Genomic DNA, 15,433 nt, shown 5'->3' on the forward strand with positions numbered 1-15,433 from the left:
TAGTAATATTTAACAAATCATTATCTTTAATATTCTTATTATATATTAAATCATTTCTTTATGTAAGTGTTCCTTTATTACTATTTTTCTTTTTATGCTCTTTAGTGTCTTTACGTAATTTTATAAAATACCGAAAAACTTTAAATAGTGAATTACCTAAAAATGTTGCAGATTATAAACCAAAATTTGCATTATACTTTAGTGCACCCAGAGGCTCTGAGTTCCATATAGCAATGTGGATAAAATATATAGAAAAGTTAAATGGTAAATTTATAATTATATTAAGAGAAGCATTTAACTATGAGTCAATTTCAGCTATGACAAGATCACCCGTTATAGTATGTAAGACAATGTCAACATTAGATCAATGTATACCTGAATCATTAACTACTATCTTTTATGTGAATAATGGCTCAAAAAACACTCATATGGTAAGGTTTAATCATCTTACACATGTTCAATTACTACACGGTGATAGCGATAAAGCTCCTAGTTTTAATCCAGTTACTGCTATGTATGATAAAATACTTGTAGCAGGACAGCTTGGTGTAGATAGATACAAAAAGAATGGTGTTTTTATACCATTAGATAAATTTGAAATAGTGGGTCGACCTCAACTAGAAAAAATTAAGCAAATCAGTAACCAGAAAAAAGGTCCTATAACAACTGTTCTTTATGCACCTACTTGGCTTGGTTATAATGCTGATTCAGCATACTCATCAATCTTAAAGTCAGAAGCAATAGTTAGAGGTTTGTTGGAAAGGGATAATACTCGGGTGGTTATAAAACTACACCCGTATTTGTATAAGAACAAAGAGACAAATATTATTGCGGATAATTTAAGGGAAATCCTTGAGCGTGAAAATGAAAAAGGAATATTGAATCATATATTTATTGATAAATTAGATGTAAATATAGACTTATACGATTGTTTTAACATGTGTGACGCATTAATCTCTGATGTCTCTAGTGTTGTGAGTGACTTTTTATTTAGTGAAAAGCCGATCTGTGTAACAGATATGAAGAATGAAAAAGATAATATGAGTGTTACTTTTCCTATCTCAACTGTTTCTTATGTACTAGATAGTAATATGTCAAACTTAGCTAATGTTATTGACGAACTTACGATACATGATACAAAGAGAGTTGAGAGAACTAACTTTAAAGAATATGTATTAGGTAACTTTCCAAATGAAAGTTATTCGGATGTTTTTACAAATACCGCTAATAAAATTATAAATAAATCCCAGGTTTAATCATGATAACGATTGTTTTTTATTTGTTAAAGGTTAAAGCTTCACTTGGTAAGTTTAGTTTTATATTTAATTTTGTTAACAAAATTAAATATAGACCTAAAACCCATAGAAAATTCATCATGTTACTTCTTTTTGTAGTATGTTTTGAATTGTTTTTCCTGTCTGGATGGATATACAGTCCTATATTAATATTGTCAGTTACTGCTTTAGAGCTTTTGTCGACTGTGATGTTTAGTAAAGACTTTGATAAAATAAAAAATTCTTTATTAACTGAAAAAGTGAATGCGCAAAAGTTAAAACCCAAAGTTATCTTTTATTTTTGTGGCCCTAAAGGCGCTGAGTATCAGTTAAAAATGTGGTTACCGTATGTTGAAAAACTTGAGCTGCCATTTATTGTTGTTCTAAGAGACTACCATCACTATGAAGCGGTAAAAAGTTTCACAAATGCACCAGTATTATTGTGTAATTATGTGAGTGAAGTTGATGACATAGTTTTTGAGTCAGTAGAGCTTGTTTTGTACGCCAACAATAGTGCAAAAAACACACAAATGGTTCGTTTTAACGATTTAATACATATCCAACTATTACATGGTGATAGCGATAAATCACCAAGCTACAGCCCGGTAAGTAAGCTATATGATAAGCTATTTGTTTCAGGAAAAGCGGCAATAGATAGGTATTCTCAACATAATGTCAAGATACCTAATGATAGCTTTGAACTTATTGGCCGTCCGCAGTTAGATAGTTTGTCCAAAGATAATATAGATAGCAAAAAGAGAAAAACAATCGTATATGCTCCTACTTGGCGAGGAGACTTTAGTGATTCAAACTATAGCTCATTGTACAATGGAGATCAGATTGTAAAATCTATAATTAGCGCTGGTTATAATGTTATCGTAAAACTTCACCCGTATACAAATCGCGACGTAGAGTTAGTTAAAGTAGCAGCTAAAATAAAGAATATTGTTGATAGCGTATCCGATAAATCTTTTAATTGTGAATATTATGAATACAATGATTCATCGATTAATATTCATGATTTATTTAATCGCTCTGATGCGATTATATCAGATATCTCAAGCGTCGCTTCTGACTATCTTTTTACAGAAAAGCCATTTGCTATTGTTGATGTGCAAAATTATGAAAGTGCGATATATGAAAGGTTTCCGTTGTCACGTGCTAGTTATGTGATTGATGCTAAGTTGAAAAACCTTTCTGGCATTGTGAAAGAGCTAGCAGAAACTGATTCAATGAAACAGCTAAGATGTCAGCTGAAAAGCGAATATATATACGAAAGAGAGTCTTTTAGTCAGTTTGATAACTTTAAAATGTCAATATTAAATCAACTTAAGTAAGATATATAATGACGATAGTAAATAAGATACAGCATGAAAAACTAGTTAGAAAGGCGGTGATCCCGGTCGCGGGTTTGGGAACTCGTATGCTGCCTGCCACCAAGGCGATTCCGAAAGAGATGCTGCCAATTGTTGATAAGCCGCTGATTCAATATGTGGTGAATGAGTGTGTGGCTGCGGGCATCAAGGAAATCGTGCTGGTTACCCATTCCTCGAAGAACTCGATCGAGAACCACTTCGATACGTCATTCGAGCTAGAAGCGACGTTGGAAAAGCGTGTTAAGCGTCAGTTGCTGGAAGAAGTACAAAGTATTTGTCCATCTGATGTCACCATTATGCACGTTCGCCAGGGCCAGGCCAAAGGTCTGGGCCATGCGGTATTGTGTGCCCATCCATTGATTGGTGATGAGCCGTTTGCGGTTGTGTTGCCGGATGTGATTTTGGATGAAGCGGCAAGTGATCTGCGTAAAGAGAACATGGCTGCAATGGTGGCGGCGTTTAATGACACGCGTATTAGCCAGGTGATGGTTGAGCCAGTGCCTATGGCAGACGTGTCTAGCTACGGTGTTGCTGATGTTGCTGGTGCTGATCTCAAGGCTGGTGAAACTGCGGCAATGAGCAAGGTTGTTGAAAAACCGGCAGTTGAAGAAGCACCTTCTAACTTGGCGATTGTTGGGCGCTATATCTTGCCGGCCGAAATCTGGAATTTGCTAGCCCGTACTCCTGTGGGTGCAGGCGATGAAATCCAGTTAACTGATGCCATTGATATGTTGATGGAGTCACAACAGGTGAATGCATTCCACATGTCAGGTAAGAGCCACGACTGTGGTAGCAAACTGGGTTACATGCAGGCGTTTGTAGAGTATGGCATGCGCCATGATGAGCTTGGTGAAGACTTTACCGCTTTCCTTAAAGAGATGGTGAAGGGTTAAGAGCGGAACTGTGGTTCTGAGGTCCTAGGTTCTCAGAACCGTATAAGTGTCTAGCTTAAAGAGAAGCGAGTACCATTCGGTACTCGCTTTTTAACCATAGGATCACAGTACCGCTTTTTCCTTAGTACCGCTCTACCTACTTCTCCGCATGGTACTGTTCACAAGCATGCAGGGTATTTTCAATCAAGGTTGCTACCGTCATTGGTCCAACGCCGCCTGGTACAGGGGTGATATGGCGGGCACTTTCACGGGCAAGGTCGTATTCCACATCCCCGACCAACTTGCCGCTATCCAATCGGTTAATACCGACATCGATAACCGTTGCCCCTTTCTTAATCCAAGTGCCAGGGATAAAGTTAGGCTTGCCGACGGCGACGACTAGAATATCGGCTTGGCGAACGTGGCTTTCAAGATCTTTGGTAAAGCGATGGCAGGTGGTGGTGGTGGCACCTGCAAGCAGTAATTCCAGCGTCATTGGCCTACCGACAATATTGGAAGCCCCAACAATGACAGCATGCTTGCCGCGTACTTCAATGTTGTAGCGCTCCATCAGGGTAATGATGCCCTTTGGTGTGCACGAACGAAGCTTAGGGATACGCTGGCATAGGCGACCCACATTGTACGGGTGGAAGCCATCTACGTCTTTTTCCGGGTCGATATGCTCAAGAATTTTGGTGCTATCAATGCCAGCTGGCAGAGGCAGCTGCACCAAGATCCCATCAACGGCGCTATCGTGGTTAAGTTCGTCGATCAGCGCCAGCAGCTCGGTTTCGGTTGTGGTGGCAGGTAAATCGAAAGATTTAGAAACGAAGCCGACTTCGTCGCAGGCTTTGCGCTTACTGCCCACATAAATTTGCGATGCCGGATCTTGACCGACTAATACTACGGCTAACCCAGGGGCACGCAGGCCCGCTTCAACACGTGCCTTAACACGGGCAGCAACTTCTTGACGAACAGTCTGGGAAATAAGTTTTCCATCAATAATTTGAGCGGCCATGATTTTCCTTTGGGCTGAATAGTGGTGACTTACGGCTGTATGTTTATTTGTATTGCTGTGTCTGACTTGTTTTTTTTGTTAGCAACAAGTCAGTACCTTGTTCTATGAAACGTTGTCATTGTCGCAGAGTTTGTAAATAAGATCTATAGCGCAAACGTTTGCGCTGGTGTTTGCGTTGTTGGTTCATCGATGGTTGCGCTTGTACTTGGGCATAGGGGCGCGGCTTGGTGGCGAATGCACCATTTGCCTGAATTTTGCTTTTTGTTTGAACACTTAAACACAATTGCACCGAAAATAAGGGCGAAGGCATTGATCTTAATTATCAGCTAAGTATAATTCCGTCCCGTAGCCAAGTGTTACACCAATGATGCGCCCTTAGCTCAGCTGGATAGAGCACGTCCCTTCTAAGGATGTGGTCGTAGGTTCGAATCCTACAGGGCGTGCCATTTCCCTCTTTAATGCTTTTCAGCGAACCAACCTTCCCGAGTCTTTACCTACTTTACCCGTGCCGCCTTGGTGCTGTGTTGGACTGCCTGCTATTTCTTGTACCAGTAATGCTTTTAGCGCCACCAACTCGCGTTCGTTGCTAGGTTGCCAGGAAGCGATGACCTTTGCTTTGTTCCTTTTCATTGTCGTGTCCTTTTCTAGTTGTATTTGAGGTGTAACTGCCTTGGGGAATGCAAATACATATAATATACCTGTTGCATATTTTGGGTGTGATGGTTGCGTCTTATTTAGAATGTTTTGTAATGATTTTGGTTGTTTGAGTAATTTTTGATACCAGCTTGAATTGAGCGTAAATTGTTCAGTTTTAGTGTGCTTTCAGGCGGGAATATCACGTATTAGACAAGCATTGGTGTTTGAGGCTGGATTAAAATGCCGCCAATGCAGCAGGACTTTCTGCAAATAAAAGAGGCTATTGTCAAAAAATAGCAAAAGGGAAGGTTTTTTTTCGGGTTTGCCCTTGTAAATGGAATTTTTGCCCCTATCTTGTGTGAAAGGTTTGAGTGCGGTGCGGCCCTCTGTCTCGACGACAGGGTGATGGATCGCTATAATACCGCGTTTTTAATTTCTGGTTCAGTGGCAGCAAAGCCAGTAGAAACAGAAATTATCAGAATTAAGGCGTTATGGTGTTGGCGTGGTTGCCGGCCATAACACGAAAGGATGCCACCGTCAGCAATGCTGATCGGCAACATCACTCAGAGAACACTGAGTAAGTTTTGAGGTTAAATAAAATGCAAGTTACCGTTGAAACCACTGAAGGTCTAGAGCGCCATCTAACTATCACAGTTCCTGCTGCAAACATCGAAGATGCAGTAACAGCTGAACTGAAGAAAATTGCTAAGAATCGTCGTTTTGATGGTTTCCGTCCAGGTAAAGCACCGATCAAAATGGTTGCTCGCATGTTCGGCGCATCTGTTCGCCAGGACATCCTAGGTGAAGTGATGCAGCGTCACTACATCGAAGCTATCGTTAAAGAAAAAATCAACCCAGCAGGCGCGCCTACTTTCACTCCAGTAGAAATTGCTGAAGGTAAAGACCTAGTATTCAAGGCTACTTTTGAAGTATTCCCTGAAATCGAACTAGCTGGCCTAGACAAAATTGCAGTAGAAAAGCCTGCAGTTGAAGTTAAAGACGAAGACGTTGACGCGATGCTAGAAACGCTACGCAAGCAGCAGGCAACTTGGTCTGAAGTTGAAGCTGAAGCAGCAGCTGACAGCCGCGTAACTATCGACTTCACTGGTTCTGTTGACGGCGAAGAGTTCGAAGGCGGTAAAGCTGAAGGTTTCGCTCTAGCAATGGGCCAAGGTCGCATGATCCCTGGTTTCGAAGACGGTATCGTTGGTAAGATAGCGGGCGACGAGTTCACGTTAGAAGTGACTTTCCCAGAAGATTACCACGCTGAGAACCTAAAAGGTAAAGCAGCTTCTTTCGCTATCAAACTACACAAAGTTGAAGCGCAGGAACTACCTGAGCTAACTGAAGAGTTCGTTGCTAAGTTCGGTGTTGAAGACGGTTCTGTAGAAGGTCTTAAGACTGAAGTTCGTAAGAACATGGAGCGTGAACTGAAGCAAGCTGTTAAAGGCCGCATCAAAGATCAGGTTCTAAACGGCCTAATCGAGCAGAACGACATCACTGTTCCTGCTGCACTTATCGACCAGGAAATCAACACTCTACGCCAGCAGGCTACTCAGCGCTTCGGCGGTGATGCAGCTAACGCGCCTGAGCTACCACGTGAGCTATTCGAAGAGCAGGCTAAGCGTCGCGTAGTTGTTGGTCTTCTACTAGGTGAAGTGATCAAGTCTGAAGAGCTAAAAGCTGACGAAGAGCGCGTTAAAGCAATCATCGCTGAAATGGCTTCTGCATACGAAGATCCAACTGAAGTAGTTGCATACTACGAGAAGAACGAGCAGATGATGAACAACATGCGCAACGTTGCTCTTGAAGAGCAAGCGATTGACGCACTACTAGCAAAAGCTCAGGTTTCTGAAAAAGAAGTTAGCTTCAACGAGCTAATGAACCAGCAGCAGCCAGCCGCTTAATTTGCTGAAATTACTGTAGAGATTTGACTTTACTTCAAATCTTCTGCTAACAATGGTCCGTGTGAGAGTAATTTCATTCGGGCCATTTATTTTAGGGAAATAACGTTATGAGCTACCAAGAAAAAAACGCCATGTCGCCGATTCTAGATGCGCTGGTTCCTATGGTGGTCGAGCAGACTTCTCGTGGTGAACGTTCCTACGACATCTATTCCCGACTATTAAAAGAGCGTGTGATCTTTTTGACAGGTCAAGTTGAAGATCACATGGCAAACCTAGTCGTTGCTCAGCTTCTGTTCCTTGAGTCAGAAAACCCTGACAAGGACATCTTCCTGTACATCAACTCACCGGGCGGTTCAGTAACAGCGGGTATGTCTATCTACGACACCATGCAGTTCATCAAGCCAAACGTGAGCACGGTATGTATGGGGCAGGCATGCTCGATGGGTGCCTTCCTGCTTGCTGGTGGTGCTAAAGGCAAGCGTTATTGTCTACCTAACTCACGCGTGATGATTCACCAGCCGTTGGGTGGCTTCCAGGGACAGGCATCTGATATCCAGATCCATGCCCAAGAAATTCTAACGATCAAGCAGCGCTTGAACGGTTTGCTTGCAGAGCACACCGGCCAGCCACTCGAAGTGGTTGAGCGCGATACCGATCGTGATAACTTTATGTCGGCAGAACAGGCTGTAGAGTACGGCTTGGTCGATGCTGTTTTGAGTCAGCGCGAGCTGTAAGTTTTTTTGCCTCCGTGCAATGACAACGCTGTTGTACGGAGCAAAATAACCTGAGTTGTTATACACTCAAGACAAGGCAATGATGGGGTAAGACCCGAAAAGAGGTTAGCGAATGACAGATAAGCGAAAAGAGAGTGGTAGTGGAAAACTGCTGTACTGCTCTTTCTGCGGCAAAAGTCAGCATGAAGTTCGCAAGCTGATTGCAGGCCCTTCTGTGTATATTTGCGATGAATGTGTTGATTTGTGCAACGACATTATTCGTGAAGAAATCAAAGAAGTGATGCCTAAGCGAGATGGCAGTGAACTTCCGACACCACAGGAAATTCGTGCAAACCTGGATGAATACGTTATTGGTCAAAGCCACGCCAAGAAGGTACTGGCAGTAGCGGTATATAACCACTATAAGCGCCTACGTAACGGTGATACCAATAGCGACGGTGTAGAGCTAGGTAAGAGTAACATCCTACTGATTGGCCCAACTGGTAGTGGTAAGACGCTACTGGCTGAAACACTGGCACGTATGCTTGATGTTCCATTCACGATGGCAGATGCCACCACGCTGACTGAAGCGGGTTACGTGGGTGAAGACGTAGAGAATATCATCCAGAAGCTACTGCAAAAATGTGATTACGACGTTGCAAAAGCAGAGCGCGGTATTGTCTACATTGATGAAATCGATAAGATTTCACGCAAGTCAGACAACCCTTCTATCACCCGTGACGTTTCGGGCGAGGGTGTTCAGCAGGCATTGCTGAAATTGATCGAAGGGACAGTTGCATCGGTTCCACCTCAAGGTGGCCGTAAGCACCCACAGCAGGAATTCTTGCAGGTAGATACTTCAAAGATCCTATTCATTTGTGGTGGTGCTTTTGCTGGACTAGACAAAGTTGTCGACCAGCGCGTTGCAACGGGTACAGGTATCGGCTTTGGTGCCGATGTTCGTTCTAAAGACGAATCAAGCACGCTAAGCGACTTGTTCGAGCAAGTTGAACCAGAAGATTTGGTGAAATACGGTTTGATCCCGGAATTCATCGGTCGTCTGCCAGTAACGGCTATCTTGAACGAGTTAGACGAAGAAGCATTGGTTCAGATCCTTCGCGAGCCGAAGAACGCACTGACCAAGCAGTACGCAGCCCTACTTGAGCTTGAAAATGTTGAGCTTGAGTTCCGCGACGATGCACTTGTGGCAATTGCCCGCAAGGCAATGGAGCGCAAAACGGGTGCGCGTGGTCTACGCTCAATCGTAGAAGCAGTGCTACTTGATACCATGTATGAGCTACCTTCTGCGGAAGGTGTAAGCAAGGTTGTTATTGATGAATCAGTAATTAAGGGCGAGTCTGAGCCTTTGATGATTTATGAAAATACAGAAAACCAAGCGGCTGGCGCTGAGTAATTGAACGATTACTGGCCATAATGGACAAAAAAAGGAGGCTTTGGCCTCCTTTTTTATTTTCTGCTACTTATCCCGTTGAATCTTGCGGCATTGCCCCCATATACTCAATAAAGAGACTGAACGGAAGAGAGAAAAATATGAACCTGGAGCGTTCGGAACGCCTTGAGATCCCCGTTCTACCACTGCGTGATGTGGTGGTCTACCCTCATATGGTTATTCCATTGTTTGTAGGCCGGGATAAATCCATTCGCTGCCTTGAAGCGGCGATGGATGACAATAAACAGATTTTGTTGGTGGCCCAGAAAGAAGCGGCGACTGACGAGCCTTCTATCGACGACCTTTACGATGTGGGTACCGTTGCGACTATCTTGCAGCTGTTGAAGTTGCCAGACGGTACCGTGAAGGTGTTGGTTGAAGGCCAGCAGCGTGCGAAGGTCGAAAATCTTCGCGACGATGAGTTCTTCAGTGCCGATGCCGATTTCTTGGTAACGGAAGAAATGGATGAGCGCGAGCAGGAAGTCTTGGTTCGCACCGCTATCAACCAGTTCGAAGGCTTTATCAAGCTAAACAAGAAAATCCCGCCGGAAGTGCTGACCTCGCTTAACGGTATCGATGAGGCCGCGCGTCTTGCCGACACCATTGCTGCGCATATGCCGCTGAAGCTGGCTGATAAGCAGAAAGTGCTTGAAATTGTTGACGTCGTAGAGCGCCTAGAGTTCTTGATGGCAATGATGGAGTCTGAAATTGACTTGCTACAGGTAGAAAAGCGTATCCGTGGCCGCGTCAAGAAACAGATGGAAAAGAGCCAGCGCGAGTACTACCTCAACGAGCAGATGAAGGCTATCCAGAAAGAGCTGGGTGAGCTGGATGATGCACCGGACGAATTCGAATCTTTGAAAATCAAGATCGAAGAGTCGAAGATGCCGGCAGAAGCACGCGAAAAAACCGAGCAAGAGCTGCAGAAGCTGAAGATGATGTCCCCGATGTCGGCGGAAGCGACCGTGGTTCGCGGTTACATCGATTGGATGCTGAGCGTGCCATGGCACAAGCGCTCGAAGGTGAAGAAGAACTTGGCCAAGGCCGAGGAAGTATTGAATGCCGACCACTATGGCTTGGAACGCGTTAAAGAGCGCATTCTGGAGTACCTCGCGGTACAAAGCCGTGTGAACAAGCTGAAAGGCCCGATCCTTTGTCTTGTCGGTCCTCCTGGTGTGGGTAAAACCTCACTGGGCCAGTCTATCGCTGCCGCTACAGGCCGTAAGTACGTGCGTATGGCATTGGGCGGGGTGCGTGACGAAGCTGAAATTCGTGGTCACCGCCGTACCTACATCGGTTCGATGCCGGGCAAGTTGATCCAGAAGATGGCAAAAGTGGAAGTGAAGAACCCGCTGTTCCTGCTTGATGAGATCGATAAGATGTCATCGGATATGCGCGGCGATCCCTCTTCGGCCCTGCTTGAGGTACTTGATCCTGAGCAGAATAATGCTTTTAACGATCACTATTTGGAAGTGGATTACGACCTGTCGGATGTGATGTTCGTGGCAACATCGAACTCGATGAACATCCCTGGCCCGCTGCTGGACCGTATGGAAGTGATCCGCCTGTCGGGTTATACCGAAGACGAAAAACTGAATATCGCTAAACGTCACCTGCTTGAAAAGCAAATCAAGCGCAATGGCTTGAAGCCGGGTGAAGTGGAAGTGGATGACTCGGCACTGCTCGGGATTATCCGTTACTACACCCGTGAAGCAGGCGTACGTAGCCTTGAGCGTGAGGTGTCTAAGCTGTGTCGTAAGGCAGTGAAAGAAATCCTGCTAAACCCTGAAACCAAGAAAGTGGTTATCAACCAAGATAACCTGAAAGAGTACTTGGGCGTTCAGCGTTTCGATTACGGCAAAGCGGAAGAAAACAACCGTATTGGCCAAGTCACTGGCTTGGCGTGGACCGAAGTTGGTGGTGATTTGCTGACCATTGAAACGGAATCTATGCCGGGCAAAGGTAAGCTGGCTTACACGGGCTCGCTGGGTGATGTGATGCAAGAGTCTATCCAAGCCGCGATGACCGTTGTACGCACCCGTGCGGAGCGCCTAGGCATTGCGCCAGACTTCTACGAGAAGCGTGATATCCACGTTCACGTACCAGAAGGTGCCACGCCGAAAGATGGCCCGAGTGCGGGTATCGCCATGTGTACTGCTTTGGTGTCTAGTTTAACAGGCAATCCGGTGCGCGGTGATGTTGCGATGACCGGTGAAATTACCCTGCGTGGTGAAGTATTGCCAATCGGTGGTTTGAAAGAGAAACTGCTGGCAGCTCACCGTGGCGGTATCAAAACTGTGTTGATCCCGAAAGACAACGAACGTGATTTGGAAGAGATTCCAGATAACGTAATTGCTGATTTGGTGGTGCGCCCGGTGCGTTGGATTGATGAAGTGCTGACCGTTGCACTGCAGAATAATCCAACGGGTATCGAGCTGGTAAACGCCCAAAACAGTGACATGCAGCAAAGTTAAGAAATGAAAAAACGCTTTCGGGGCTAAAAAACCTTGTCAGCGTTTTTTTGTGTAGCTATAAGTTAGGTCTAATTCGCTGTTAGCTCAATAATATCAACGCTTACCCGTATTTCTGGTGCTTTGAACTGATATAATTAGGCCTGATACATTTTCAAAACCGGCGTGTGTAAATTTTTGCCAGTGAGGCGGCACGCGGAAATAGTTTACAGAGGGGAACAGATCGTGAACAAAACTCAATTGGTTGACAAAATTGCTGAAAACGCAGACATCTCTAAAGCGTCTGCTGGTCGTGCTCTAGACGCATTCATTGATGCGGTTTCTGATAGCCTGAAGTCAGGTGATCAAGTTGCTCTTGTTGGTTTTGGTACTTTCTCTGTACGTGAGCGTGCAGCGCGTACTGGTCGTAACCCACAGACCGGCGAAGAGATCCAAATTGCAGCAGCAAAAGTACCTGGCTTTAAAGCAGGTAAAGCGCTAAAAGATTCTGTAAACTAAGCAAGGGCCCAGCCCTGTTGGTTTGTTGGAACAAACAGAAATTCAGGTTGTCATAACAAGACAGCTTGGCTGGAATAAAGGGCGCATCGGGTTGATGCGCTTTTTTTACTTTGTATCAGTGTGGATTACTCAGCTCCGTTTCTATTCAGGATCGAGAAGCATTCTTCACAATACCATGCCAAATCGCATCAGTAGGAGATACGGCAAATTATGATGGAGCGAATGCGCGAAGGCGCAAGCAGCATTTGGGTCAAGATTATTCTTGGCTTGATTATACTTTCTTTTGTTTTCGCGGGCGTAGGTAGCTACCTAGCCGGCGGTGGTCAGCAAGTAGCAGCAACGGTTGATGGACGAGAGATCAGCCAGCGTGAGTTCGAGATGGCCTATCAGAACGAACGTAACCGCATGCAAGCGCAGCTGGGCGATTATTTCTCGACGCTAATGGGCGATCCTGCTTACGTACAACAGTTCCGCCGTAGCGTGCTAGACCGTATGGTTAACGACGTGCTAATCGAGCAGCGTGCGAACGACCTTGGCCTGCGCATCAGTGATGAGCAGATCCGTACTGCCATCGTTTCTATGCCAGAATTCCAGCGTGATGGTCGTTTTGATAACGAAACGTACAACACACTTCTGCGCCGCTCGGGTATGACGCCGGATCAGTTTGCTGAATCTATGCGTACCGATTTGCTTCGCCAGCAGTTCCTGCTAGCTATTCAAGGCAGCGACTTTGCCCTAAGCAGTGAGTTGACTGCGCTGACCAAGCTTGAGCAGCAGCAGCGTGAAATTCGCACTTTGACCCTGGATGTTGAAGCGTTCACCAAAAACGCGGAAGTAGCTGACGACGAAGCATTGGCTTTCTATGAGCAGAACCCTGAGCGTTACACGCGCCCAGATCAAGTGAAGGCGGCTTACATCGAACTATCAGGCAAAGGCCTGAAAGGTACGCTTGAAGTGACCGAAGAAGATGCGAAAGCATACTTCGACGACAACCAGAAGAAATACGGTACTGCCGAGCAGCGCCAGGCAAGCCATATCTTGGTTCAAGGTAAAGACGGCGATGCTAAGGCGAAGGCTGAAGCACTACTTGCTGAGCTAAACGGCGGTGCTGATTTTGCTGAGCTAGCAAAAACATCTTCAGATGATACGTTCAGCGGCAAAGAAGGCGGCAAGCTTGACTGGTTCGAGCGTGGCGTGATGGATCCGGCATTTGAAGATGCGGCGTTTGCCCTGAACAAAGGCGAGATTTCTGGTGTTGTTGAGTCTGACTTTGGTTTCCATATCATCAAGCTAGATGACATCAAAGAGCCGCAGGTTAAGCCTTTCGCTGATGTACGTGAAGACATCATCGTTGAGCTGCGTGAGCAGCGTGCGGTAGAAGCTTTCTACGACCTACAGAACCAGCTGGCTGAGACGGCGTTTGAAATGCCTGATTCGCTAGATGATGCTGCGCAGGCTGTTGATGCAACGGTTCAAACCACTGACTTCTTCTCGCAAAACGATGCTCCGGGTGTATTGTCTACACCAGTTGTGCTTCAGGCGCTATTTAGCCCAGAAGTACGTGAAGATGGCCTGAACTCTGATGTGATCGAGATTGCGCCTGAGCACGTTGTTGTTGTTCGTGTCGATGATTCGCGCGATGAAATGGTACTGCCGTTCGATGAGGTTTCTGAGTCTGTTAAGCAGCAACTTGCCCAGCAGAAAGGCGAAGAGCAAGCTCAAGCGAAAGCGGATGAGATGCTTGCCCAGCTTCGCGATGGTAGCAACGCACTGCTTGAAGATGCAGGCCTAAGCTTCTCTGACGCTGAAGTGATTTCTCGCATGGGTACCGATCCGATGCTTGCGCAAGTTGCATTCGGCTTGGCTAAGCCTGAAGGCGAGCAGCCTGTTTACGGTGTGACTCGTGATGCAGCAGGCGACATGCTAATTATCGCGCTGGATAAAGTGATTGAAGCGGATGTCGAGCCTGTATCGGTTGATAGCCAGTTGGCAGCACAAGTTCAGCAGATGAACGCCCAGCAAGATGTGATGGCAACGCTAGATCAGCTTCGTAATACGGCTGAAGTGAGCTACCCTGAACTGGATGCAGCTGCAAATTCACATAATGGTATGTGATTAAAATACAGTTAGTTTGATGTGTGGTTAGCTGCACATGCAAAATAAATGTAATTAATACGTAAGTCGACGGGCCGCCATTGTGCGGCCCGTCGTTTTTTTAGCTGCGAATAAAAATGCGTTGTTTACATCTTCTTGCGAGAAAAGCACCGTGTGTACGACCACTGGTCATAACTGATTTTCAAGGAGCATAGAAGATGGTTTACTTTATTAAATCCGCCAGCGCTGCGGTGCTATTGGGCTTGATGGTGCTAAGCACAATACCTGCAGCCGCGGATGATTACGAAGGGATTGAGATCACCGTTAATGTCAATACGGCCAATGCAGAAGAGCTTGATAAGCTATTGCTAGGGATCGGCCCTGATAAAGCGCTGAAGATTATTGAATACCGCCAACAGCACGGCCCTTTTTTGGCTGCCGATGACTTGTCGAAGGTAAAAGGGATTGGCGCATCAACGGTCGAGAAAAACCGCGAGCGGATAAAGTTATAGCTCCTCCCGGCTAGAGAGGAGAGAAGTCTGTGGTTCTCCTTTCTGCTCAAGCTAGTCACGCTTGGCAATAGAAGCTTTTACCTTATTGGCGAGTGTATAGAGTAGGGCGGAAACCACGCCAAGCAGATGGGCTTCCACTGCAACCCTTGCATCAATGAGTCGTGCTGAGCTGGCTGAGCCTCCTGAGTATTGTTCCCAAACCACTTTGACGATCACCCCAACCAGCAAAGCCCATCCAAGTTTATCCTTAGATTGAATATCCTTTATAGCCCCTAAGGCAAAGAGGCCATGCAAAACACCCGATAGCCCTGCATACCAAGTGGTTGATGAAAACCACAGTGCCGAACCGATAAAAGCCGCAGAGAAGACAACAAAGCCTGTTAACTGGCTGAGCTTGAGATTTCGGCGAAAAATGAAGGTAATGATTGCCAATGCGAGGCTGTTCATTATCATGTGGGGCCAATTGGTATGGGTGAAATTTCCCGTCAGCAATCGCCAAGCCTCGCCGTGGCTAATGGCGCTGCGATCCCATGCCAATAGTGTCTGCATCCCATCTAGTTGGAAGACAGCCATGAAGCAGACGGCAGCAATTACGAACAAACGAACAGACAA

The 15,433-nt window shown here is 45.6% G+C and carries 13 protein-coding genes and 1 tRNA gene; 11 read left to right on the forward strand and 3 right to left on the reverse strand.

The annotated features are described in order from the left end of the window. The 3 genes from C9I98_RS03270 to galU form a co-directional block, all read left to right on the forward strand. Window positions 1-1,256 (forward strand): CDP-glycerol glycerophosphotransferase family protein (locus C9I98_RS03270; RefSeq protein ID WP_211318300.1); only part of this gene is annotated, 1,256 nt, incomplete at its 5' end. A gap of 2 nt (window positions 1,257-1,258) precedes the next feature. Next, window positions 1,259-2,611: a CDP-glycerol glycerophosphotransferase family protein gene (locus tag C9I98_RS03275; protein WP_107271574.1), complete on the forward strand. Its 1,353-nt coding sequence runs from the start codon at window positions 1,259-1,261 to the stop codon at window positions 2,609-2,611. Window positions 2,612-2,619: 8 nt separating this feature from the next. Then, window positions 2,620-3,543: a UTP--glucose-1-phosphate uridylyltransferase GalU gene (gene galU / locus C9I98_RS03280; protein ID WP_107271575.1), complete on the forward strand. Its 924-nt coding sequence runs from the start codon at window positions 2,620-2,622 to the stop codon at window positions 3,541-3,543. A gap of 136 nt (window positions 3,544-3,679) precedes the next feature. Here the strand turns inward: galU and folD are convergent, their stop codons facing one another. Then, complete coding sequence (folD, locus tag C9I98_RS03285) at window positions 3,680-4,540, reverse strand: bifunctional methylenetetrahydrofolate dehydrogenase/methenyltetrahydrofolate cyclohydrolase FolD (protein WP_036817217.1); 861 nt, start codon at window positions 4,538-4,540, stop codon at window positions 3,680-3,682. 369 nt (window positions 4,541-4,909) lie between these two features. Here folD and C9I98_RS03290 point away from each other — a divergent pair. Beyond that, window positions 4,910-4,986, forward strand: a tRNA-Arg gene (locus C9I98_RS03290). A gap of 19 nt (window positions 4,987-5,005) precedes the next feature. Here the strand turns inward: C9I98_RS03290 and C9I98_RS26615 are convergent. Continuing rightward, a complete protein-coding gene (locus C9I98_RS26615; protein ID WP_170111207.1) occupies window positions 5,006-5,170 on the reverse strand; it encodes a hypothetical protein in 165 nt (54 codons plus the stop codon). 605 nt (window positions 5,171-5,775) lie between these two features. Here C9I98_RS26615 and tig point away from each other — a divergent pair. The 7 genes from tig to C9I98_RS03325 all read left to right on the forward strand — a co-directional run bounded on the left by tig (window position 5,776) and on the right by C9I98_RS03325 (window position 14,821). Beyond that, window positions 5,776-7,083, forward strand: a complete 1,308-nt coding sequence (gene tig / locus C9I98_RS03295; protein WP_036817220.1) for a trigger factor — start codon at window positions 5,776-5,778, stop codon at window positions 7,081-7,083. A gap of 107 nt (window positions 7,084-7,190) precedes the next feature. Beyond that, window positions 7,191-7,817, forward strand: a complete 627-nt coding sequence (gene clpP / locus C9I98_RS03300; protein WP_036817222.1) for an ATP-dependent Clp endopeptidase proteolytic subunit ClpP — start codon at window positions 7,191-7,193, stop codon at window positions 7,815-7,817. Between the two features lie 112 nt (window positions 7,818-7,929). Further along, the gene (gene clpX, locus C9I98_RS03305) at window positions 7,930-9,210 is read left to right on the forward strand and encodes an ATP-dependent protease ATP-binding subunit ClpX (RefSeq protein ID WP_036817224.1); all 1,281 of its coding nucleotides are present in this window, start codon (window positions 7,930-7,932) and stop codon (window positions 9,208-9,210) included. A 137-nt stretch (window positions 9,211-9,347) separates the two neighbouring features. Then, on the forward strand, window positions 9,348-11,720 hold the full coding sequence (gene lon / locus C9I98_RS03310) for an endopeptidase La (RefSeq protein ID WP_036817226.1): 2,373 nt from the start codon (window positions 9,348-9,350) through the stop codon (window positions 11,718-11,720). Between the two features lie 180 nt (window positions 11,721-11,900). Further along, window positions 11,901-12,215, forward strand: coding sequence for a nucleoid-associated protein HU-beta (gene hupB, locus C9I98_RS03315; RefSeq protein ID WP_275451425.1), 315 nt, complete (start codon window positions 11,901-11,903; stop codon window positions 12,213-12,215). Window positions 12,216-12,425: 210 nt separating this feature from the next. Beyond that, window positions 12,426-14,330: a peptidylprolyl isomerase gene (gene ppiD / locus C9I98_RS03320; RefSeq protein WP_036817231.1), complete on the forward strand. Its 1,905-nt coding sequence runs from the start codon at window positions 12,426-12,428 to the stop codon at window positions 14,328-14,330. Window positions 14,331-14,575: 245 nt separating this feature from the next. Beyond that, the gene (locus C9I98_RS03325; protein WP_245907096.1) at window positions 14,576-14,821 is read left to right on the forward strand and encodes a ComEA family DNA-binding protein; all 246 of its coding nucleotides are present in this window, start codon (window positions 14,576-14,578) and stop codon (window positions 14,819-14,821) included. 51 nt (window positions 14,822-14,872) lie between these two features. Here the strand turns inward: C9I98_RS03325 and rrtA are convergent, their stop codons facing one another. Then, a complete protein-coding gene (gene rrtA / locus C9I98_RS03330; RefSeq protein ID WP_036817233.1) occupies window positions 14,873-15,433 on the reverse strand; it encodes a rhombosortase in 561 nt (186 codons plus the stop codon).

The sequence above is a fragment of the Photobacterium sanctipauli genome (genome assembly GCF_003026495.1).
Classification (GTDB): Bacteria; Pseudomonadota; Gammaproteobacteria; order Enterobacterales; family Vibrionaceae; genus Photobacterium; species Photobacterium sanctipauli.